The sequence below is a fragment of the Aquipseudomonas ullengensis genome (assembly GCF_014174475.1).
Classification (GTDB): domain Bacteria; phylum Pseudomonadota; class Gammaproteobacteria; order Pseudomonadales; family Pseudomonadaceae; genus Aquipseudomonas; species Aquipseudomonas ullengensis.
Genome location: NZ_JACJUD010000006.1, coordinates 214,133 through 234,199 on the forward strand (window position 1 = coordinate 214,133; position 20,067 = coordinate 234,199).

Genomic DNA, 20,067 nt, shown 5'->3' on the forward strand with positions numbered 1-20,067 from the left:
ATTCACAATCGACTTAGATTTATTGGAAATATCCAATCCATATTTATTGCCATCAAGAAATCAGGCACTTGGCCAGCGCTTTCGACTGTCTCACTCCTGAAACTTGCATGCGCTAGAACCTCAACTAACTTTTGTTCACGCCCATTCATAAAAAGGCACCGGGCTTCTCTATCTAGAGCCTTGCAGAGCAGTGTTTGGGCGCTCCCGAGGCATTAAAAGCAGTACAGGGACAGTAATACCGAGCAATGGACAGCGCGCTATTGACCCACATCAATATCCCCCTCTCCGATAGCGAGCCCAATTGCTCTCAACTTCTCTCCGCTATTGGAGGTATTCGATGTCTGATTCGGCAAACAAACTTCGCCTAGGGGCGCTTATTGCCCTGGTCGTCGGTTCGATGGTCGGTGGCGGGATCTTCTCGCTACCGCAGAATATGGCGGCCAGTGCTGGCGCCGGGGCGGTATTGATCGGCTGGGCCATCACCGCCGTGGGCATGCTGACCCTGGCCTTCGTGTTCCAGACCCTGGCCAACCGCAAGCCGGAACTCGACTCAGGCGTCTACGCCTACGCCAAGGCCGGCTTCGGCGACTACATGGGTTTCTCCTCGGCCTGGGGCTACTGGATCAGCGCCTGGCTGGGCAACGTCAGCTACTTCGTCCTGCTGTTTTCCACCCTCGGCTATTTCTTCCCGATCTTCGGTGAAGGCAACACGGTGATCGCCGTGGTCTGCGCCTCGATGGTGCTGTGGGGCGTGCACTTCCTGGTGCTGCGCGGGATCAAGGAGGCGGCGTTCATCAACCAGGTCACCACCGTGGCAAAGATGGTGCCGCTGGTGCTGTTCATCGTCATCGCCGCCATCGCCTTCAAGATGGATGTGTTCACCGCTGACATCTGGGGCGAAGGCAATACCGACCTGGGCAGCGTGATGAACCAGGTGCGCAACATGATGCTGGTCACCGTCTGGGTGTTCATCGGTATCGAAGGCGCCAGCGTCTACTCGGCCCGCGCCGAGAAGCGCAGCGATGTGGGCAAGGCCACGGTAATCGGCTTCGTCGGCGTGCTGTTGCTGCTGGTACTGGTCAACGTGCTGTCGCTGGGGATCATGCATCAGGCCGAACTGGCCGGGCTGAAGAACCCGTCCATGGCCTACGTGCTGGAGCACGTGGTCGGGCGCTGGGGCGCCATCCTGATCGCCATCGGCCTGATCGTCTCGCTGGCCGGCGCGTTGCTGTCCTGGACCCTGCTGTGCGCGGAGATTCTCTTCGCCGCCGCCAAGGACCACACCATGCCGGACTTCCTGAAGAAGGAAAACGCCAACCAGGTGCCGGCCAACGCGCTGTGGCTGACCAACGGGCTGATCCAGCTGTTCCTCGTCGTCACCCTGTTCAGCAACTCCACCTACCTCAGCCTGCTGTACCTGGCCACCTCGATGATCCTGGTGCCCTACCTGTGGTCCGCCGCCTATGCCGTGTTGCTAGCGGTGCGTGGCGAGACCTACGAGCAGGCCTCCGGCGAGCGCAACAAGGACCTGCTGATCAGCATCGTCGCCCTGGTCTACGCCATCTGGTTGATCTATGCCGGCGGCGTGCAGTACCTGCTGCTTTCCGCCCTGCTTTACGCCCCTGGCGCCATTCTGTTCGCCAAGGCCAAGCGGGAAATGAATCAACCCATCTTTACCACGGTTGAGAAGCTCATCTTCGCTGCCGTCGTGATCGGCGCGCTCGTCGCCGGCTACGGCCTCTACAGCGGCTTCCTCACCCTATAACGACACAGGAGGTTCACATGTCCAAGGTAAAACTCGGCGTCCACTCGGAAGCGGGCAAACTGCACAAGGTCATGGTCTGCTCTCCGGGCCTCGCCCACCTGCGCCTGACCCCGAACAACTGCGACGATCTGTTGTTCGACGACGTCATCTGGGTCAGCCAAGCCAAGCGCGATCACTTCGACTTCATGACCAAGATGCGCGAACGCGGCATCGACGTAGTGGAGATGCACAACCTGCTGGAACAGACTGTCAGCAATAAAGAAGCGCTGGCCTGGATCCTCGACCGCAAGCTCACCCCCAACAGCGTCGGCCTGGGCCTGCAGAGCGAAATTCGCTCCTTCATCGAAGGCCTTGAGCCGCGCAAGATTGCCGAGTTCCTGATCGGCGGTGTATCCGGCGCCGATCTGGCCAAGCACAAGGACTCGGATGTAACGAAGATGTTCAACGCCTACCTCGGCGAGTCCAGCTTCATCTTCCCGCCGCTGCCCAACACCCAGTTCACCCGCGATACCACCTGCTGGATCTACGGCGGCGTCACCCTCAACCCGATGTATTGGCCGGCGCGCCGCCAGGAAACCCTGCTGGCCAGCGCCATCTACAAATTCCATCAGGACTTCGTCAACGCCGACTTCCAGATCTGGTACGGCGACCCCGATGTCGACCACGGTGCCGCCACCCTGGAAGGTGGCGACGTGATGCCGATCGGTAACGGTACCGTGCTGATCGGCATGGGCGAGCGCACCTCGCACCAGGCCATCGGCCAGGTCGCCCAGGCGCTGTTCAAGGCCGGCGCCGCCGAACGCGTGGTGGTCGCCGGGCTCGGCAAGTCCCGCGCGGCGATGCACCTGGACACCATATTCAGCTTCTGCGACCGCGACCTGGTCACGGTCTTCCCGGAAGTCGCCTACCAGATCGTGCCGTTCGTGATTCGCCCGGACGAGAGCAAGCCAGGCGGCATCGATGTACGCCGCGAGGACAAATCCTTCCTCGACGTGGTCGCCGAGTCCCTCAATCTGAAAAAACTGCGCGTGGTGGAAACCGGCGGCGACAGCTTCGAGGCCGAACGCGAACAGTGGGACGACGGCAACAACGTGGTCTGCCTGGAACCGGGCGTGGTGGTCGGCTATGACCGCAACACCTACACCAACACCCTGCTGCGCAAGGCCGGGGTCGAAGTCATCACCATCAGCGCCAGCGAACTGGGCCGCGGCCGTGGCGGCGGCCACTGCATGACCTGCCCGATCATCCGCGACCCGATCGACTACTGATCAAGCCACCCCGGCGGCCACTCGCCGCCGGGCGCGGTTTCCCATACCCACAAGGAGAAAGAACCATGGCTTTCAACATGCACAACCGCAACCTGCTCAGCCTGATGCACCACAGCACCCGCGAGCTGCGCTATTTGCTGGACCTGTCCCGCGACCTCAAGCGCGCCAAGTACACCGGTACCGAGCAACCGCACCTGCTGCGCAAGAACATCGCGCTGATCTTCGAGAAGACCTCCACCCGCACCCGCTGCGCCTTCGAAGTCGCCGCCTATGACCAGGGCGCCAACGTCACCTACATCGACCCGGGCTCCTCGCAGATCGGCCACAAGGAGAGCATGAAGGACACCGCCCGCGTACTCGGCCGCATGTACGACGCCATCGAGTACCGCGGCTTCAAGCAGGAGATCGTCGAAGAACTCGCGAAATACGCCGGGGTGCCGGTGTTCAACGGCCTGACCGACGAATACCACCCGACCCAGATGATTGCCGACGTGCTGACCATGCGCGAGCACAGCGACAAGCCGCTGCATGACATCAGCTACGCCTACCTGGGCGACGCGCGCAACAACATGGGCAACTCGCTGCTGCTGATCGGTGCCAAGCTCGGCATGGACGTACGCATCGCCGCACCCAAATCGTTGTGGCCTGAAGACAGCTTCGTTGCGCAGTGCAAACAATTCGCCGAAGAAAGCGGCGCACGCATCACACTCACCGAAGATGCCAAGGCCGCAGTCAAGGGCGTCGACTTCGTTCATACCGATGTCTGGGTGTCCATGGGCGAGCCAGTCGAGGCCTGGGGCGACCGCATCAAGCAACTGATGCCCTATCAGGTCAACGCCGAATTGATGAAGTCGGTTGGCAATCCACGGGTCAAGTTCATGCACTGCCTGCCCGCCTTCCACAACAGCGATACCAAGGTCGGCAAGCAGATCGCCGAGCAGTATCCGCACCTGAAGAACGGCATCGAAGTGACCGACGACGTGTTCGAGTCGCCCTGGTGCATCGCCTTTGAGCAGGCGGAAAACCGCATGCACACCATCAAGGCGATTCTGGTCTCAACTCTGGCCGACGTCTGACGCCCGCGCCGTAGGGCGGGTGCAACCCGCGGGTTCCACCCGCCCTACGGCCAGCCCCTTTCGAGGAGAATCACTATGCGACTAGTCATCGCCCTGGGCGGCAACGCCCTGCTGCGGCGTGGCCAAGCCATGACCGCGGAAAACCAGCGCGTCAACGTGCGCGTCGCCTGCGAGCAGATCGCCAAGGTGGCGCCCGGCAACGAACTGGTGATCGCCCACGGTAACGGCCCGCAGGTCGGCCTGCTGGCTCTGCAAGGCAACGCCTACGACGCCGCCAACCCCTACCCGCTGGACGTGCTCGGTGCCGAAACCGAAGGCATGATCGGCTACATGATCGAACAGGAACTGGGCAACCTGCTGCCGTTCGAGGTGCCCTTCGCCACCATCCTCACCCAGGTCGAAGTGGATAGCGCCGACCCGGCCTTCAAGACACCGACCAAGCCGATCGGTCCGGTCTACAGCAAGGAAGACGCCGAGCGCCTGGCCGCCGAGAAAGGCTGGAGCATCGCCCCCGATGGCGACAAGTTCCGCCGCGTGGTGGCCAGCCCACGGCCGCAACGGATCTTCGAAATCCGCCCGGTGAAATGGCTGCTGGAAAAAGGCTCGGTGGTGATCTGCGCCGGCGGCGGCGGCATCCCGACCATGTACGAGAACGGCAAGCTGCATGGTGTGGAGGCGGTGATCGACAAGGACCTGTGCTCCGCCCTGCTCGCCGAGCAGCTGTCCAGCGACCTGCTGGTGATCGCCACCGATGTCGACGCCACTTACATCGACTGGGGCAAGCCGACGCAGAAAGCCATCGCCGAAGCCCACCCGGATGAACTGGAGCGTCTCGGCTTCGCCGCCGGTTCCATGGGGCCGAAAGTCCAGGCCGCCTGCGAGTTCGCCCGCAACACCGGCAAGGTCGCGGTGATCGGCTCCCTGGCCGATATCGAAGCCATCGTCAAAGGCACCGCTGGCACCCGCGTCAGCACCAGCGCTACAACTACCCAGTACCGCTGACCCCTCCCGCGGCAGTCCACCTGCCGCGCCTCCTCGCACAACCCGCCGCGCCAGTCATCGACTGGCGCGGCGGTGCGCGACCTTTCGGCAGTAACGTGACTTGCCAGTCAGCCCCTGCGTCAACCCGGTATCCCGATTCGTTTGAGTCGCCACCCGGCATATGCCGTCTGGCCGGGAGCGCTGTTGTCGCCGTGCACCTGCCCGCCACTCTGCGCCCACCCGGCCCTGCGTGAAGATTGATTGTAGGAGTTCCGAGTGATGTCTCGACTACCCGTCATTGTCGGCTTCGGCGGTTACAACGCCGCGGGCAGAAGTTCATTCCACCACGGCTTCCGACGCATCGTGCAGGAGTCCCTGGATGCGCAGAGCCGACAGGAAACCCTGGCCGGCCTGGCGGTGATGATGAAGCTGATCCAGGTGGTCGACGGCCAGTTCCTCAGCCTCGACGGCAACCCGCTGAGCCTGGCGCAGATCGAAGCCGAACAGGGCGCAGCGATTCTCGACGGCACCCTGGTACGGCGCATCGATAAGCGCCACCTGGATGTCGATGCCGCCCACTGGCAGAAGAACCTGGCGGTGAGCAGCGCGCAGTTCACCACCCTGCGCAAGCACCTCCCCGAACCGCTGCCGGCGAGCTGGACGGTGGAAACCCTGGACGAATTGCAGGTACGGGTCACCCTGAGCGACAGCTGCGAGTTCAAGGTCGACAGCTACCGCGCCCTGCCGGTGAAATCCGCCGGCCAGCTGCCCAGCGGCTTCGAGCCGGGTGAGCTGTACAACTCGCGCTTCCACCCGCGCGGCCTGCAGATGGCCGTGGTCGGCGCCACCGACGCGCTGCGTTCCATCGGCCTGCCGTGGCAAATCATTCTCGACCAGGTGCAGCCAGACGAAGTGGCCGTGTTCGCCGGCAGCATCATGAGCCAGCTCGACGAGAACGGCTTCGGCGGCATGATGCAGTCGCGCCTCAAGGGCGGCCGCGTCACCGCCAAGCAATGCCCGCTGGGCCTCAACACCATGCCGGCCGACTTCATCAACGCCTATGTGCTGGGCAGCGTCGGCACCACCGGCAGCGTCACCGGTGCCTGCGCCACCTTCCTCTACAACCTGCAGAAGGCCATCGAGCAGATCACCAGCGGCAAGTCGCGGGTGGTGCTGGTGGGCAACAGCGAGGCACCGATCACCCAGGAAATCATCGACGGCTACGGCGCCATGGGCGCCCTGGCCACCGAGGAGGGTCTGCGCAAGATCGAGGGCCGCGATGAGGTCGACTTCCGCCGCGCCAGCCGGCCATTTGGCGACAACTGCGGCTTCACCCTTTCCGAATCCACGCAGTTCGTGGTGCTGATGGACGACGAGCTGGCGCTGCAACTGGGTGCCGACATTCACGGCGCGGTGCCTGACGTGTTCATCAATGCCGACGGCTTCAAGAAATCGATCTCCGCGCCCGGCCCTGGTAACTATCTGACCCTGGCCAAGGCCGTGGCCAGCGCTGCGCAACTGCTCGGCCTCGACGCCGTGCGCCAGCACAGCTTCGTCCACGCCCACGGCTCCAGCACTCCCGCCAACCGGGTGACCGAGTCGGAACTGCTGGATCGCGTCGCCGCCGCCTTCGCCATCGAGCAATGGCCGGTCACTGCAGCCAAGGCCTTCCTCGGCCACTCGCTGGCCACCGCCAGCGGCGATCAGGTTATCGCCGCCCTGGGCACCTTCCGCCACAGCCTGCTGCCGGGCCTGAAGACCATCGACCGGGTGGCCGATGACGTCCATCGTCAACACCTCAGCCTGGCCACCCACGACCGCGAGGTCGAAGGCATGCAGGTGTGCTTCATCAACTCCAAGGGCTTTGGCGGCAATAACGCCACCGGCGTGATCCTCGCCCCCCAGGTGACCGAACGTATGTTGCGCAAGCGTCATGGCGAAGCAGCCTACGCGGCCTGGCAGGCCAAGCGTGAAACCACCCGCGCGACGGCCAAACAGTACGACCAGCAGGCCCTGCGCGGCCAGTTCGACATCCTCTACAACTTCGGCCATGACCTGATCGACGACCAGCAGCTGCAATTCAGCGCCGATGGCATCCAGGTGCCGGGGTTCGCCCAACCGTTGCGCTACAAGAAGGATGAGCGCTACAGCGACATGCTGTAGACCGCCTTCCCACACCGAGCGTGGGAAGGCTACTGGCTCAGTCGAGGGCGCGAGCCAGCTGGATCAGCTCGGCGCGCCACTCGGCGGCCTGCGGCAGGCAGAGGAAGGACGGATTGAGAAAGGACTCGCGGGCCTCATAGGTCAGCGCCTCGCCCTTGAGATCAAGCACCTCGCCGCCGGCGCCTTCCAGCACGCCCTGGGCGGCTGCGGTGTCCCACTGCGAGGTGGGCGCCAAGCGCGGGTAGCAGTCGGCGTTGCCTTCGGCGAGTAGGCAGAACTTCAACGAGCTGCCGACGCTGGCCAGTTGCAGGTCACCGAAACGCTCGGAAAGCCCTTCCAGCAGACGCTCCTGGGCCGGGCTGGAGTGGCGCTTGCTGGCCACCACGGTAAAGGCTTCGGCCGGTGCAATACGCACGGCAATGTCCTCGGCGGCACCATCCCGCTCCATGCGCTGGGCGCCGAGGCCACGGCCACCGTAGTAGCAACGGCCGTTGGCCGGAATGCCGACCACACCGAACACCACTTCGCCGCGCTCGATCAACGCCACGTTGACGGTGAACTCTTCGCTGCCGGAGATGAACTCCTTGGTCCCGTCCAGCGGGTCGACCAGCCACCAGCGCTGCCAGTCGGCACGCTCGCCAAAGGCGATGTCGGCGTCTTCCTCGGACAGCACCGGAATCTCCGGCGCCAGGGCCAGCAGGCCGGCGGCAAGAATTTCATGGGCCGCCAGGTCGGCAGCCGTCACCGGGGAGGCGTCGGCCTTCTGAATCACCGCCACGTCATTGCGCCAGTGCGGCAGGGTCGCCTGACCGGCGCGCTGGACCAGGGCGATCACCGCCGGCAGAAAGGGATGGCTCACAGGTTGAATTCTCCACGCTGGCTCAACAGGTCGCGCACCAGGTACAACGCAGCCAGTGCACGGCCTTCGGTAAATTGCGGGTGCTGCACCAGGGCGCTGAGTTCGCGCAGGTTGACCTTGTCCACCCGCAGCGGCTCGGGCTCGTCGCCCGGCAGGCTTTCCTCATAGAGGTCGCGGGCCAGCACCACCTGGATCTTCTGGCTCATATAGCCGGGCGACAGGCTCAGCTCGGCGATCCGCTCCAGCTGGCGCGCGCCAAAACCGGCCTCTTCCTTGAGCTCGCGATTGGCGGCCTCGAGCACATCCTCGCCGGGCTCAACCAGGCCCTTGGGCAGCGACAGCTGATAGTCGTCGGTACCGCCGCAATACTCTTCGAGCAGCACCGCATGCTCGCTGTCGAGCATCGCCACGATCATCACCGCGCCGTAGCCAGAGCCCTTGCCGACCAGCCGTTCATAGGTACGTTCGACGCCATTGGAGAAGCGCAGCTGCAGTTCTTCGACGCGGAACAGGCGGCTGCTGGCGACTATCTCGCGGGCCAGCACCTGGGGTTTCTCACGCATCATTCGCTCCTTGATTCGAACGGGTATCATACCCCGCTACCCGCGCGGGATTCCTCCTCTCCGTCTGTTTCCGGACTTTGCCATGCCTCTGCTGCCCTGGACCGATATCGACACCGTGCTGCTCGACATGGACGGCACCCTGCTCGACCTGCACTTCGACAACCACTTCTGGCTGGAGCACCTGCCGCAGCGCTATGCCGAGCTGCATGGGGTGAGCCGTGAGGCGGCCGATGCCGAGCTGCTGCCGCTGTTTCGCGAACATGCCGGCACCCTGCCCTGGTACTGCACCGATTTCTGGAGCCGCGAGCTGAACCTCCCGGTGCGCGAGCTCAAGCGTGAGGTGGCGCACCTGATCGCCCTGCGCCCGGACGCCGACACCTTTCTCGCCGCCCTGCGCGCCGCGGGCAAGCGCGTGGTGCTGATCACCAACGCGCACCGCGACTCGCTGTCGCTGAAACTGGAGAGGGTCGAACTGGCGCCCTGGTTCGATCGGCTGATCAGCTCCCACGACTACGGCGTGCCCAAGGAAGACCAGCAGTTCTGGGATGCCCTGCAGCAGGACTTCCCCTTCGATCCGGCGCGCTGCCTGTTTATCGACGACAGCCTGCCGATCCTGCGCAGCGCCCGCCGCTTTGGCGTCGCCCACCTGCTCGGTATCCGCCAGCCGGACAGCCGCCAGGCGCACAAGGACACCGAGGAATTCGCCGCCGTGGACGACTACCGCCAGCTCAGCGACGCCCTCGCGCACAGCCTGCAAAAGGCTCGGGGATAAGTCTGGCTGACCCTGGCAAAGCCCCGTAGTTCGTCGCCTGCAGCAATATTTTCGCAACCCGTGAAGCCTCTCGCAGGGCCGCTTCGTCGTGCTTGCCTGGCGCGCTGACGCTGGCAGGATCGGCGCCGTGTACCTCCAGAGATCTGTAGTCATGAAGTTTTCCTCGCTGTTTCTACTCTCCCTCAGCCTGGCCAGCGCTGGTGCCTTTGCCGGCAACACTCAGGCTGGCGTCGGTGGCGCCCTCGGCGGTGTGCTGGGCTCGGTGGTGGGCCAGCAGATTGGCGGCGACACCGGCGCGGCGATTGGCGCCGGCGTCGGCGGTGCAGCCGGTGCGGGCGTCGGTGCCGACAAGCACAGTCGTACCGAAGCGGCGATTGGCGGCGGCCTCGGCGCCGCGGGCGGCAACGTCATCGGGCAGAAGGTCGGCGGCAATACCGGTGGCCTGATCGGCGCAGCACTCGGCGGTGGAGCCGGCGGTGCTCTGGGCAACAACTATGGCGACGGCAACCGTGATGACGACGACCATGATCACCGCGGTCGCCGCGGCGATTACCGCCATGACAACGGCCACCATTATGGCGAACGCAAGCACCACCACGGCCGTAAGCACAAACGCTGGCATGACTGAGTAGCCTGCTACCCTGGCCGCAAAACGACGCCGCGGCGCTTGCCTCGCCCGCTCATCTGGGCCACCCTGCGCGCGCATTTTTCCTGAGGTATTTGCCATGCACCGCTCCCTGCCCCTTCTCGCCTTCAGCAGCCTGCTGCTGGCCCAGCCGCTGTATGCCGGCGACACCACGCAAACCGCCATCGGCGGCGCATTGGGCGGCGCCCTCGGCACCGTGGTCGGTCAGCAGGTCGGTGGTTCTACCGGTGCGGCCATCGGCGCCGGCGTGGGTGGGGCGGCGGGCAGCGCAGTCAGCGCGAAGAAAGGCAGCAAGACCGAGGCCGCCGTCGGTGGTGGCCTGGGTGCTGCCGGCGGCGCCGTGCTCGGCAACCAGGTCGGCGGCTCCACCGGCGCAGCGATTGGCGGCGCACTCGGCGGTGCCGCTGGTGGCGCGCTGGGCAGCAACTACGCCGACGATGATGACAACCACGGCCATAGCAGCAAGAAAGCCAAGAAGCACAAGCATCGCCACGACAACGATTGATCGGCAGAAACGAAAAAGCCCGCGAATGCGGGCTTTTTCTTGGGCGGGAGAAAGACCGGCTGGCGGTCAGATCCCTTCGCGGCGCAAGGCGGCGGCAGTGAAGTCCGTCTTGTTCAGCTTGACGTTGAAGTCGTACATAGGCTCGTTGTTGTCCAGGCCGTCGACGTAGTAGCGGTCACCCTTGAAGTCGTAGATGGTTTCCAGGGTGCTGCCGAACATCGGCACGTCGTAGTAGCTGATCGGATGGGCTTCCTGCAGGCCGACCATGGCTCCGCTCTTGTCGTACAGGTCGACGGCGAGGATCTGCCAGCTGTCTTCGTCGATGTAGAAACGACGGGTGGCGTACGGGTGGCTGAAGCCCTTGCGCAGGTGCGCTTCTACGACCCAGACGCGGTGCAGCTCATAGCGCAGCAGGTCGGGGTTGACGCTCTTCTTCTGCAGAATCGTCTCGTAGGGGGTGCCTTTCTGGTGCACGGCGTAGCTGTTGTACGGCATGAGCATTTCCTGCTTGCCGACCAGCGTCCACTCGTAGCGATCCGGCGCGCCGTTGTACGCGTCGACCACGTCGGCGGTGGCCATGCCGTTGGTGTCCGGCTGCATGGCGTCATAGGCCAGCATCGGCAGACGACGCACGCGACGCTCGCCACGGCTGAAGCGCCACGCCTTGCGGATGGCCAGAACCTGGTCGAGGGTTTCCTGCACCACCAGCGACGAACCGGCCAGCTTGCTCGGCGCGGTCACGGCGTACTTGTAGAAGAACAGGGTGTTGTCCAGATCAGCCGGGGTCACGCCTTCGCGACCGTAGATGAAGAGGATTTCACGGTCGCGCTTGAGCAGCGTGTAGTCGCCGTTGGCGAGCACGGCAGCCTGGTTGGTGACCATGCGCACCTGATCGCCACGGTAACGGGCGATGTGGTTCCAGATCGCTTCCTGGCCGCTCTGCGGGATCGGGAAAGGAATGCCGGCGGCAGTGCCTTCGATACCGTTACCGCCGGAAATCAGCCCGGCGTTGGTGGCGTTGTAGCGGGTGGCGTCATAGATGCGCTGCGGGGCGGCCGCACTGCGGCGGGTGGGGAACACGCGCAGGTAGTAGCCCGGGTGTTTCTCCAGCAGCTTCTGGTAGCCCGGCGCCAGGACGGCCTTGTATTGCGCGGCATTGCTGGCATCCACGCGGTACAGCTGGGTGTCGCCGGCATACGGGTCGGGATGGTGCATCCCCGGCTGATAACCGGCCGGCGGCGTGCTCAGGCCTCCCTCCCAGGACGGAATGGTGCCGGCGGCATTGCCCGCGCGCTCACCGCCCAACGGCATCAGGTCTTGCCCCAGGCGTGCGGCCTGGACAGCGTCGACCCGTGCATGGGCTGGCAGCGCAGCGGCCACCAACATCAGAACTGCAATAGATCTCAACACAGCGTTCTCCTCGCGGGTTGTTACGCGCCGCCATTCTTATTCGTACGACCAGTGTAGGCCGCATCTGCATAGTGCTGTCGGGGGTGAGGAAGCCATCCTGGCGCCGGGTTGTCCCGGTCGGTTTTACCCTGTTCCACAGGGGCTTGAATCAGTCGATGCGCTGGAACTTGAGGTCCCATACACCGTGACCGAGGCGTTCGCCACGGCGTTCGAACTTGGTAATCGGGCGCTCGCTGGGGCGCTCGACATAGGTACTGTCAGCGGACAGGTTATGGTAACCGGGCGCCGCGCTGAGCACTTCCAACATATATTCCGCGTATGGCTGCCAATCGGTGGCCATGTGCAGCACACCACCGACCTTGAGCTTGCTGCGTACCAGCTCGGCAAAGCTCAGCTGGACGATACGCCGCTTGTGGTGACGCGCCTTGTGCCATGGATCGGGGAAGAACAGCAACAGGCGGTCGAGGCTGGCATCGGCCACACAGTCGCGCAGCACTTCCAGAGCATCGCAACTGTACACGCGGATGTTGCTGAGGTTCTGCGTGAGCGCACCATTGAGCAGGGCACCAACGCCGGGCTTGTGCACTTCCACGCCGATGAAGTCGTGCTCAGGCGCGGCAGCGGCCATCTCCAGGGTCGCGTGGCCCATGCCGAAGCCGATCTCGAAGGTGCGCGGCGCGCTGCGCCCGAACACCTGGTCGAAATCGCGCAGGCCGTCTTCCAGCTGCAGGCCGAACTGCGGCCAGCCCTGGTCCAGACCGCGCTGCTGGCCTTCGGTCATGCGCCCGGAGCGCATGACGAAACTCTTGATAGCGCGGTGCGGGCGCTCGGCAGCGCCGTCTTCGACCGGCTCGACTACTTCACTCATGGGGCTCTCTTAGCCTGTTTAGGGGCTTACTTGATCAGACCATCCAGCGGCGACGACGCGCTGGCATAGAGTTTCTTCGGCATGCGCCCGGCCAGGTAGGCCATGCGCCCGGCGATGATCGCGTGCTTCATCGCCTCGCCCATCAGGATCGGGTTCTGCGCATGGGCGATGGCGCTGTTCATCAGCACCGCCTCGCAGCCCAGCTCCATGGCGATGGTGGCATCGGAAGCCGTGCCCACACCGGCATCCACCAGCACTGGCACCGTCGCTTCTTCGAGGATGATGCGCAGGTTGTACGGGTTGCAGATGCCCAGGCCGGTGCCGATCAGGCCTGCCAGCGGCATCACCGCGATGCAGCCCATGGCGGCCAGCTCGCGGGCGATGATCGGGTCATCGCTGGTGTAGACCATCACGTCGAAGCCTTCCTTGACCAGCACTTCGGCGGCCTTGAGGGTCTCGATCACGTTGGGGAACAGAGTCTTCTGGTCGGCCAACACTTCCAGCTTGACCAGCTTGTGGCCGTCGAGCAGCTCACGGGCCAGGCGGCAGGTACGCACCGCTTCGACGGCGTCGTAGCAACCGGCGGTGTTGGGCAGGATGGTGTACTTGTCCGGCGAGATCACGTCGAGCAGGTTCGGCTCGCCCGGGTTCTGCCCGATGTTGGTCCGGCGCACCGCCACGGTGACGATCTCGGCACCCGAGGCCTCGATGGCCAGGCGGGTTTCCTCGAGATCCTTGTACTTGCCGGTACCGACCAGCAGACGCGACGCGTAGGTGCGCCCGGCCAGGGTGAAGGGTTTGTCGATGATGGCGCTCATGGCAACTCCTCTCGGGCGACTAGCCGCCGCCGATGGCGTGGACGACTTCCAGCTGGTCACCGTCGCGCAGGACCGTGGTGGCGTGCTGGCTGCGCGGCACGATGTCCAGATTGAGTTCGACCGCGACCCGCTTGCCAACCGCATCCAGGCGCACGAGCAGGTCGGCGACGGTGGCGCCGTCTGCGAGCTCGAAGGAATCGCCGTTCAGTTGGATGTGCATGGCTGGGCAGTCAGAACATGAAAGGGTCGGCATTCTAGCCCGATCATCGGCAGCGACCAAGGTAAAAGGACGCCATTCGTCCCCGCCCCAGCGCGCCCCTGATCCCGCTCAAGCCTGGCGCCAGGCCGCCAGCCCCAGGCAGGCCCAGCCGGCGAGAAAGGCCAGGCCGCCGAACGGGGTGATGATGCCCAGCTTGCCGACACCACTGAGCACCAGCGCATACAGGCTGCCGGAGAACAGCAGGATACCGAGGGCAAACAGGCTGCCGGCTGCCGTCAGCAGTCGCCCCGGCAGGTAATGCAGCAGTAGCGCCACGCCGAACAGCGCCAGGGCATGGATCAGTTGGTAATGCACCCCGGTCTGGAACACGGCCAGGTGCTCGGCGCTCAGCCGGGCCTTGAGGCCGTGAGCGGCGAATGCCCCCAGCGCGACCCCGGTGAAACCGGCAAACGCCGCCAATAACAGAAACACCCGCAACATGATTCACTCCCGGACAGACCCAATGCGGTGGCTATAATGGCCCGCCCATCCTTCTCGGCCAAGCCATCCATGCTGCGTGACCTGTTTCGCCGCTTGTCCAAACTGCTGCTCTGGTTCGCCGCTGGCTCGGCGCTGCTGGTGCTCGCCCTGCGCTGGATCGACCCGCCCGGTACCGCGCTGATGGTCGAGCGCAAGGTCGAGTCGTGGGTCGATGGCGAGCCAATTGACCTGCAGCGCAGCTGGCGCCCCTGGAAAGAGCTGCCGGACAACCTGAAGATCGCGGTGATCGCCGCCGAAGACCAGAAGTTTGCCGAGCACCATGGCTTCGACCTCGACGCCATCCAGAAGGCCCTGGTGCACAACGAACGGGGCGGCAGCCTGCGCGGCGCCAGCACCCTCAGTCAGCAGGTGGCGAAGAACCTGTTCCTCTGGTCCGGCCGCAGCTGGCCGCGCAAGGCGCTGGAGGCCTGGTTCACCGGGCTGATCGAACTGTTCTGGTCGAAGCAGCGGATTCTCGAGGTGTATCTCAACAGCGTGGAATGGGGCGACGGCGTGTTCGGCGCGGAAGCCGCGGCGCGCCATCACTTCGGCGTCGGCGCGCCCTACCTGTCACGCCAGCAGGCCAGCCTGCTGGCCGCCGTGCTGCCCAACCCGCGCGCCTGGAGCCCCCGCCGGCCGGGGCCGCATGTCAGTCGCCGAGCCAGCTGGATCACCCGCCAGGCGTACCAGCTTGGCGGCAGCCACTACCTCGAGCAGCTCAAACCGTGGCGGCCCGACTGGCTGCAGTCACCCAGCCGTTAATGCAGCAGCAAGCTGCGCGGCACCGCGCGCAGTAGCTGCAAACGTCCCTCGCGCAGGTGGGCGGTCAGCCCCTGCTGTGGATACACCCAGGCTTCGCCCTCCTGCATCTGCAGGCGCAGACGCGCTTCGCCGAGGCTGGCGACCAGGCGCGCGGAGTCCAGCGCCGCTTGCGGGCGTAAATCCAGCGCGGTGATCTGATGTCGCGACAGCGGCTCCTGCAGCGCCGCTGCCAACGGTTGCTCGGCATCACGCTGGCCCAGACCGGTAGCCTTGGCCAGGCTGTCGCGCTCGCGCGCACTCAGCTGCAACTCGGCCTGCAACTGCCAGGGCTCATCCGCGCTCATCAGCTCGCCGCGGTACAGCAGGCGCAGGCCATCCAGCTGCGGCTGCACCCATAGCTCACCCTCCGGCAGGTGCTCGCGCAGCTGTTGCAAGGTCAGCTGCCCATCGGCCAACGGCTGCAACACCGGCACCTGCCATTCGCCCAGCCAGGCAATCGGCTCCGCCGGGCGCTGCAGCAGGTGGTTCAGCCCATAGGCCAGCAGGCAGGCAAGCAGCGCGACACCGGTAAACAGCAGCGCGGGCGGACGACGCCGCAGGGCTGGCAGGGGCATGACAAATTCTCCAGGCAGAAAAAAGCCGCACCTGGGTGCGGCTTTTCGGGGGATTACAGCTTAAGCCTGAATCGAGCCTTTCAGCTTATTCATGGCGTTCTTCTCCAACTGGCGAATACGCTCGGCGGAGACGTTGTACTTGGCGGCCAGCTCATGCAGGGTGGCTTTCTCCTCGGCCAGCCAGCGCTGGTAGAGGATGTCGCGACTGCGCTCGTCGAGGCCTTCCAGCGCTTCGTGCAGGCCAGCGTTGGAGCTGTCGCTCCAGTCGGCATCTTCGAGCTGGCGGGCCGGGTCGTAGCGGTGGTCTTCCAGGTAATGCGCAGGCGACTGGAAGGCGCTGTCGTCATCATCGTCGGCAGCCGGATCGAAGGCCATGTCGTGACCCGACAGGCGGCTTTCCATCTCGCGCACTTCACGTGGCTCGACGCCCAGGCTTTCAGCCACGGCGTGCACTTCCTCGTTGTTCAACCACGCCAGGCGTTTCTTCTGGCTGCGCAGGTTGAAGAACAGCTTGCGCTGGGCCTTGGTGGTGGCGACTTTGACGATGCGCCAGTTGCGCAGGATGAATTCGTGGATCTCGGCCTTGACCCAGTGCACCGCGAAGGACACCAGACGCACGCCCATTTCCGGGTTGAAGCGTTTGACCGCCTTCATCAGGCCGACGTTGCCTTCCTGAATCAGGTCAGCCTGGGCCAGGCCGTAGCCGGCGTAGCTACGGGCGATGTGCACGACGAAGCGCAGGTGGGCCAGCACCATTTGCCGGGCGGCCTCAAGGTCTTGCTCGTAGTAGAGACTTTCGGCCAGCTCGCGCTCCTGCTCGGGCGACAACAGCGGAATGCTGTTCACCGCATGCACGTAAGCCTCCAGGTTGGCGCCTGGGACTAGAGCATGGACAGGTTGCAGAGAAGTGGTCATGAAAAACCTCCAAAATTACACAGCGGGTGCAGTCTAGCACTGCCTCTTCTGAGCCGGGAAGTGCTGGAAAAGTTCCCTTACAGAAGCCCGGATAACCATTCGAATCAAGGTGTTGCCGTATACCTGAGAGGGCGAAAGAACGCCCTCGGTCAGACGGCATCAGCGTGGCGCGAGCTCGCTCAAATGGCGTGCCACGGCCAGCCAGGCGCCAATATAGCCGAGCAGTACCGCACCTAACAGCAGTGATAGACCATCGGCAGTGGGCACGCCGAGCAGGGTGAAATCGCTGCCATACAACCCGGCCAGGCGCACCACGGCGCCGTTCAGCCAGTCCAGGCCGAACGCCAGCAGGCCCCAGGCCAGCAACCCGGCGCCAACCCCATAGAGGGTACCCATATAGAGGAAGGGCCGACGCACATAGCCGTCGGTGCCGCCGACCAGCTTGATCACCTCGATCTCGCTGCGCCGGTTCTCGATATGCAGGCGGATGGTGTTACCGATCACCAGTAACAGGGCCAGCACCAGCAGCAGGGTCAGGCCGAAGACGAAGCGATCGCCCAGGTTGAGGATCGCCGACAGCCGCTCGACCCACTGCAGGTCCAGCTGCGCCTGCTGCACACCGGGCATTTCCGAGAGGTTCTGGCGCAGGGCTTCCAGGGTCGGCCGGTCGACTTCGCGCGGGGTCACCACCACCACACCGGGCAGCGGGTTATCCGGCAGCTCGCGCAGGGCTTCGCCGATGCCGGACTGCTGCTCGAACTCGGCCAGGGCCTGTTCGCGGCTGATCCACTCGGCCGAGGCCACGTCGGCCATGCCGGCGACTTCGTCACGCAACTGCTGGCCGGCGGCCTCGCTGGTGTCGATCTGCAGGTACAGGGAAATCTGCGCGGCGCGCTGCCAGGAGCCGCCGAGGCGCTCGACGTTGTCCAGCAGCAGCGACAGGCCCATGGGCAGCGACAGCGCCACGGCCATCACCAGGCAGGTAAAGAAGCTGCCAATCGGTTGCTTGACCAGGCGATGCAGGCTGTCCACCAGGCTGGCGCGGTGACTTTCCAGCCAGGCGTGCAGCAGGGTGGTGAAATCCGGGCCTTCCTTGATCGGCTTGTCGGCCTTGGGCTGGACCGCGCCAACCCGTTCGGCGGCCTTGAGGTTGCGTTGCGAGTCGCTCATCAGTTGGCCTCCCCGTCGCCGATCAGACGGCCGCGCTGCAGGGTCAGCATGCGGTGGCGCATGCGCGCGATCAGGGCCAGGTCGTGACTGGCGATCAGCACCGTGGTGCCGAGGCGATTGATGTCTTCGAAGATGCCCATGATTTCAGCGGCCAGGCGCGGGTCGAGGTTACCGGTGGGTTCGTCCGCCAGCAGCAGCGCCGGGCGATGCACCACGGCGCGGGCGATACCGACGCGCTGCTGTTGGCCAGTGGACAGGTCGGCCGGCAGTTGGTCGACCTTGTCGGCGAGGCTGACGCGCTCCAGGGCCGAACGCACGCGCTTGTCGATCTCGGCTTTGGACAAGCCGAGGATCTGCAGCGGCAGGGCGACGTTGTCGAACACCGAGCGGTCGAAGAGCAACTGGTGGTTCTGGAACACCACGCCGATCTGTCGACGCAGGAAAGGAATCTGCGCGGTGGTGATCTGCGACAGATCCTGGTTGGCCAGCATCAGCTTGCCCGTGGTCGGGCGCTCCATCGCCAGCAGCAGGCGCAACAGGGTGCTCTTGCCCGCGCCGGAGTGACCGGTGACGAACAGGAATTCGCCACGGCGCACGCGGAAACTCAGTTCATGCAACCCGACATGGCCATTGGGATACCGCTTGCCGACCTGCTCGAATCGAATCATGCGCGCTCCCTTTCCGCGAACAATGCCTGGACGAAATCCTGCGCGACGAAGGTGCGCAGGTCGTCGATGCCTTCACCGACACCGATGTAGCGAATCGGCAAGCCGAACTGCTTGGCCAGGGCGAAGATCACCCCGCCCTTGGCGGTGCCGTCCAGCTTGGTCAGCGCCAGCCCGGTGAGGGCCACCGCCTGGTTGAACTGCTTGGTCTGGTTGATTGCGTTCTGCCCGGTGCCCGCGTCGAGCACCAGCAGCACTTCGTGCGGCGCGGTGTCGTCGAGCTTGCCGATCACCCGGCGAACCTTCTTCAACTCTTCCATCAGGTTGTCTTTGGTGTGCAGACGCCCGGCGGTATCGGCGATCAGCACATCGACACCACGGGCCTTGGCCGCCTGCACCGCATCGAAGATCACCGAGGCGGAATCGGCACCGGTGTGCTGGGCGATCACCGCGATGTTGTTGCGCTCACCCCACACCTGCAACTGCTCGACAGCGGCGGCACGGAAGGTGTCGCCGGCGGCGAGCATGACCTTCTTGCCATCCTGCTGCAGCTTCTTGGCCAGCTTGCCGATGGTGGTGGTCTTGCCGACGCCGTTCACGCCGACCACCAGGATCACATAGGGCTGCTTCTCGGCCGGGATCACCAGCGGCTGCTCGACCGGTTTGAGCAGGCCGGTCAGTTCTTCCTGCAGCGCGCTGTACAGCGCGCCGCTGTCGGCCAGTTCCTTGCGCGCCACGCGCTTGGTCAGGTTGCCGATGATCGCAGTGGTGGCCTCGACGCCGACGTCTGCGGTGAGCAGGCGGGTTTCCAGGTCATCGAGCAGGTCATCGTCGATGGCCTTCTTGCCGAGAAACAGGCTGGCCATGCCTTCACCGAGGCTGGCGCTGGTCTTCGACAGGCCCTGCTTGAGGCGGGCGAACCAGCCACCCTGGTTGTCGCCCGGCTTGTTCTGCTCGGCCGGTGCAGCGATCGCTGGCGGCAACTCTTCGACCACCGCGACAACCGGTGCTTCGACGACTACTGGCTGCACCTCGTGGGTGACTTCAGCGCCGGCGTTGATGGCAAAGCGCGAGGTCGCGGGCTTGTGCTCCGGCTCGGCCACCACCGGCGCCGCCACTACAGGCTCGAGGACTGGTACAGCAACAGGCGGTTCGGGCGCCACTTCAACAGAGGCAACAGGTTCAGCGATAACCGCCGGGGCCTCAGGAACAACAACCGGCTCAGCAACCGCGGTCTCAGCGACCGGCGCTGCGGCAACCGGGGCGTCAGACGCGGGAGCGGCAGCGACGGGCTGTTCCGCGGCAGCATCCGTCGACTCTTGCGGTTTTTTGCGCAGCCAGCCGAACAGGGATTTCTTCTCCCCGGCCTCGGCCGGAGGCTTGCCAGCCGGAGCTGGCGACTTCTTGTCGTCGTTGGAACCAAACATGGGTCTTGGGTATCTCAGGGGGGCTGCGCAGCAGGGCCATTCCGGCCGTTGCGCCGCCCCGGAAAAGGATGGGGTATCCTA

The 20,067-nt window shown here is 64.7% G+C and carries 21 protein-coding genes; 9 read left to right on the top strand and 12 right to left on the bottom strand.

Going from position 1 to position 20,067, the window contains the following annotated elements:
- Positions 1-337 precede the first annotated feature (337 nt).
- From arcD to H3H51_RS17770, 5 genes are all read left to right on the top strand, one after another.
- Positions 338-1,765 carry an arginine-ornithine antiporter gene (gene arcD / locus H3H51_RS17750; RefSeq protein WP_183090402.1) on the top strand — a complete coding sequence of 476 codons (1,428 nt, stop codon included), beginning with the start codon at positions 338-340 and terminating at the stop codon, positions 1,763-1,765.
- Positions 1,766-1,782: 17 nt separating this feature from the next.
- A complete protein-coding gene (gene arcA, locus H3H51_RS17755) occupies positions 1,783-3,033 on the top strand; it encodes an arginine deiminase (RefSeq protein WP_183090403.1) in 1,251 nt (416 codons plus the stop codon).
- A gap of 65 nt (positions 3,034-3,098) precedes the next feature.
- Positions 3,099-4,109: an ornithine carbamoyltransferase gene (locus H3H51_RS17760; RefSeq protein ID WP_183090404.1), complete on the top strand. Its 1,011-nt coding sequence runs from the start codon at positions 3,099-3,101 to the stop codon at positions 4,107-4,109.
- A 75-nt stretch (positions 4,110-4,184) separates the two neighbouring features.
- Positions 4,185-5,111 (top strand): carbamate kinase, encoded by a 927-nt coding sequence (gene arcC / locus H3H51_RS17765; protein WP_183090405.1) that lies wholly within the window; start codon positions 4,185-4,187, stop codon positions 5,109-5,111.
- Between the two features lie 258 nt (positions 5,112-5,369).
- Complete coding sequence (locus tag H3H51_RS17770; protein ID WP_183090406.1) at positions 5,370-7,253, top strand: beta-ketoacyl synthase; 1,884 nt, start codon at positions 5,370-5,372, stop codon at positions 7,251-7,253.
- Positions 7,254-7,290: 37 nt separating this feature from the next.
- Here H3H51_RS17770 and cysQ read toward each other — a convergent pair whose 3' ends face one another.
- The gene (gene cysQ / locus H3H51_RS17775; protein ID WP_407926516.1) at positions 7,291-8,112 is read right to left on the bottom strand and encodes a 3'(2'),5'-bisphosphate nucleotidase CysQ; all 822 of its coding nucleotides are present in this window, start codon (positions 8,110-8,112) and stop codon (positions 7,291-7,293) included.
- Positions 8,109-8,675, bottom strand: a complete 567-nt coding sequence (gene nudE, locus H3H51_RS17780) for an ADP compounds hydrolase NudE (protein ID WP_183090407.1) — start codon at positions 8,673-8,675, stop codon at positions 8,109-8,111. Before nudE ends, cysQ begins: the two co-directional genes overlap by 4 nt.
- Before the next feature lie 82 nt (positions 8,676-8,757).
- On the opposite strand from nudE, the gene yrfG reads away from it, so the two are divergent.
- The 3 genes from yrfG to H3H51_RS17795 all read left to right on the top strand — a co-directional run bounded on the left by yrfG (position 8,758) and on the right by H3H51_RS17795 (position 10,598).
- Positions 8,758-9,447: a GMP/IMP nucleotidase gene (yrfG, locus tag H3H51_RS17785; RefSeq protein WP_183090408.1), complete on the top strand. Its 690-nt coding sequence runs from the start codon at positions 8,758-8,760 to the stop codon at positions 9,445-9,447.
- A 151-nt stretch (positions 9,448-9,598) separates the two neighbouring features.
- Positions 9,599-10,075, top strand: coding sequence for a hypothetical protein (locus H3H51_RS17790; RefSeq protein WP_183090409.1), 477 nt, complete (start codon positions 9,599-9,601; stop codon positions 10,073-10,075).
- Positions 10,076-10,172: 97 nt separating this feature from the next.
- A complete protein-coding gene (locus H3H51_RS17795; RefSeq protein ID WP_183090410.1) occupies positions 10,173-10,598 on the top strand; it encodes a glycine zipper domain-containing protein in 426 nt (141 codons plus the stop codon).
- Between the two features lie 66 nt (positions 10,599-10,664).
- Here the strand turns inward: H3H51_RS17795 and H3H51_RS17800 are convergent, their stop codons facing one another.
- The 5 genes from H3H51_RS17800 to H3H51_RS17820 form a co-directional block, all read right to left on the bottom strand.
- On the bottom strand, positions 10,665-11,984 hold the full coding sequence (locus H3H51_RS17800) for a DUF1329 domain-containing protein (RefSeq protein WP_220791074.1): 1,320 nt from the start codon (positions 11,982-11,984) through the stop codon (positions 10,665-10,667).
- A 172-nt stretch (positions 11,985-12,156) separates the two neighbouring features.
- The gene (gene trmB / locus H3H51_RS17805) at positions 12,157-12,876 is read right to left on the bottom strand and encodes a tRNA (guanosine(46)-N7)-methyltransferase TrmB (protein ID WP_183090412.1); all 720 of its coding nucleotides are present in this window, start codon (positions 12,874-12,876) and stop codon (positions 12,157-12,159) included.
- Between the two features lie 26 nt (positions 12,877-12,902).
- Positions 12,903-13,694 carry a thiazole synthase gene (locus tag H3H51_RS17810; RefSeq protein WP_183090413.1) on the bottom strand — a complete coding sequence of 264 codons (792 nt, stop codon included), beginning with the start codon at positions 13,692-13,694 and terminating at the stop codon, positions 12,903-12,905.
- Between the two features lie 19 nt (positions 13,695-13,713).
- A complete protein-coding gene (gene thiS / locus H3H51_RS17815) occupies positions 13,714-13,914 on the bottom strand; it encodes a sulfur carrier protein ThiS (protein ID WP_183090414.1) in 201 nt (66 codons plus the stop codon).
- 108 nt (positions 13,915-14,022) lie between these two features.
- On the bottom strand, positions 14,023-14,394 hold the full coding sequence (locus H3H51_RS17820) for a DUF423 domain-containing protein (RefSeq protein ID WP_183090415.1): 372 nt from the start codon (positions 14,392-14,394) through the stop codon (positions 14,023-14,025).
- Positions 14,395-14,463: 69 nt separating this feature from the next.
- Here H3H51_RS17820 and mtgA point away from each other — a divergent pair, with 69 nt between their 5' ends.
- Positions 14,464-15,195, top strand: a complete 732-nt coding sequence (mtgA, locus tag H3H51_RS17825; RefSeq protein WP_183090530.1) for a monofunctional biosynthetic peptidoglycan transglycosylase — start codon at positions 14,464-14,466, stop codon at positions 15,193-15,195.
- Here mtgA and H3H51_RS17830 read toward each other — a convergent pair.
- The 5 genes from H3H51_RS17830 to ftsY all read right to left on the bottom strand — a co-directional run bounded on the left by H3H51_RS17830 (position 15,192) and on the right by ftsY (position 19,986).
- The gene (locus H3H51_RS17830) at positions 15,192-15,809 is read right to left on the bottom strand and encodes a hypothetical protein (RefSeq protein WP_183090416.1); all 618 of its coding nucleotides are present in this window, start codon (positions 15,807-15,809) and stop codon (positions 15,192-15,194) included. The genes mtgA and H3H51_RS17830 overlap by 4 nt on opposite strands.
- Positions 15,810-15,869: 60 nt before the next feature.
- The gene (rpoH, locus tag H3H51_RS17835; protein WP_183090417.1) at positions 15,870-16,724 is read right to left on the bottom strand and encodes an RNA polymerase sigma factor RpoH; all 855 of its coding nucleotides are present in this window, start codon (positions 16,722-16,724) and stop codon (positions 15,870-15,872) included.
- Between the two features lie 159 nt (positions 16,725-16,883).
- A complete protein-coding gene (ftsX, locus tag H3H51_RS17840) occupies positions 16,884-17,894 on the bottom strand; it encodes a permease-like cell division protein FtsX (RefSeq protein ID WP_183090418.1) in 1,011 nt (336 codons plus the stop codon).
- On the bottom strand, positions 17,894-18,562 hold the full coding sequence (gene ftsE / locus H3H51_RS17845) for a cell division ATP-binding protein FtsE (RefSeq protein WP_183090419.1): 669 nt from the start codon (positions 18,560-18,562) through the stop codon (positions 17,894-17,896). Before ftsE ends, ftsX begins: the two co-directional genes overlap by 1 nt.
- Positions 18,559-19,986: a signal recognition particle-docking protein FtsY gene (gene ftsY, locus H3H51_RS17850; RefSeq protein WP_183090420.1), complete on the bottom strand. Its 1,428-nt coding sequence runs from the start codon at positions 19,984-19,986 to the stop codon at positions 18,559-18,561. The genes ftsE and ftsY overlap by 4 nt, the downstream gene beginning before the upstream one ends.
- Positions 19,987-20,067 lie beyond the last annotated feature (81 nt).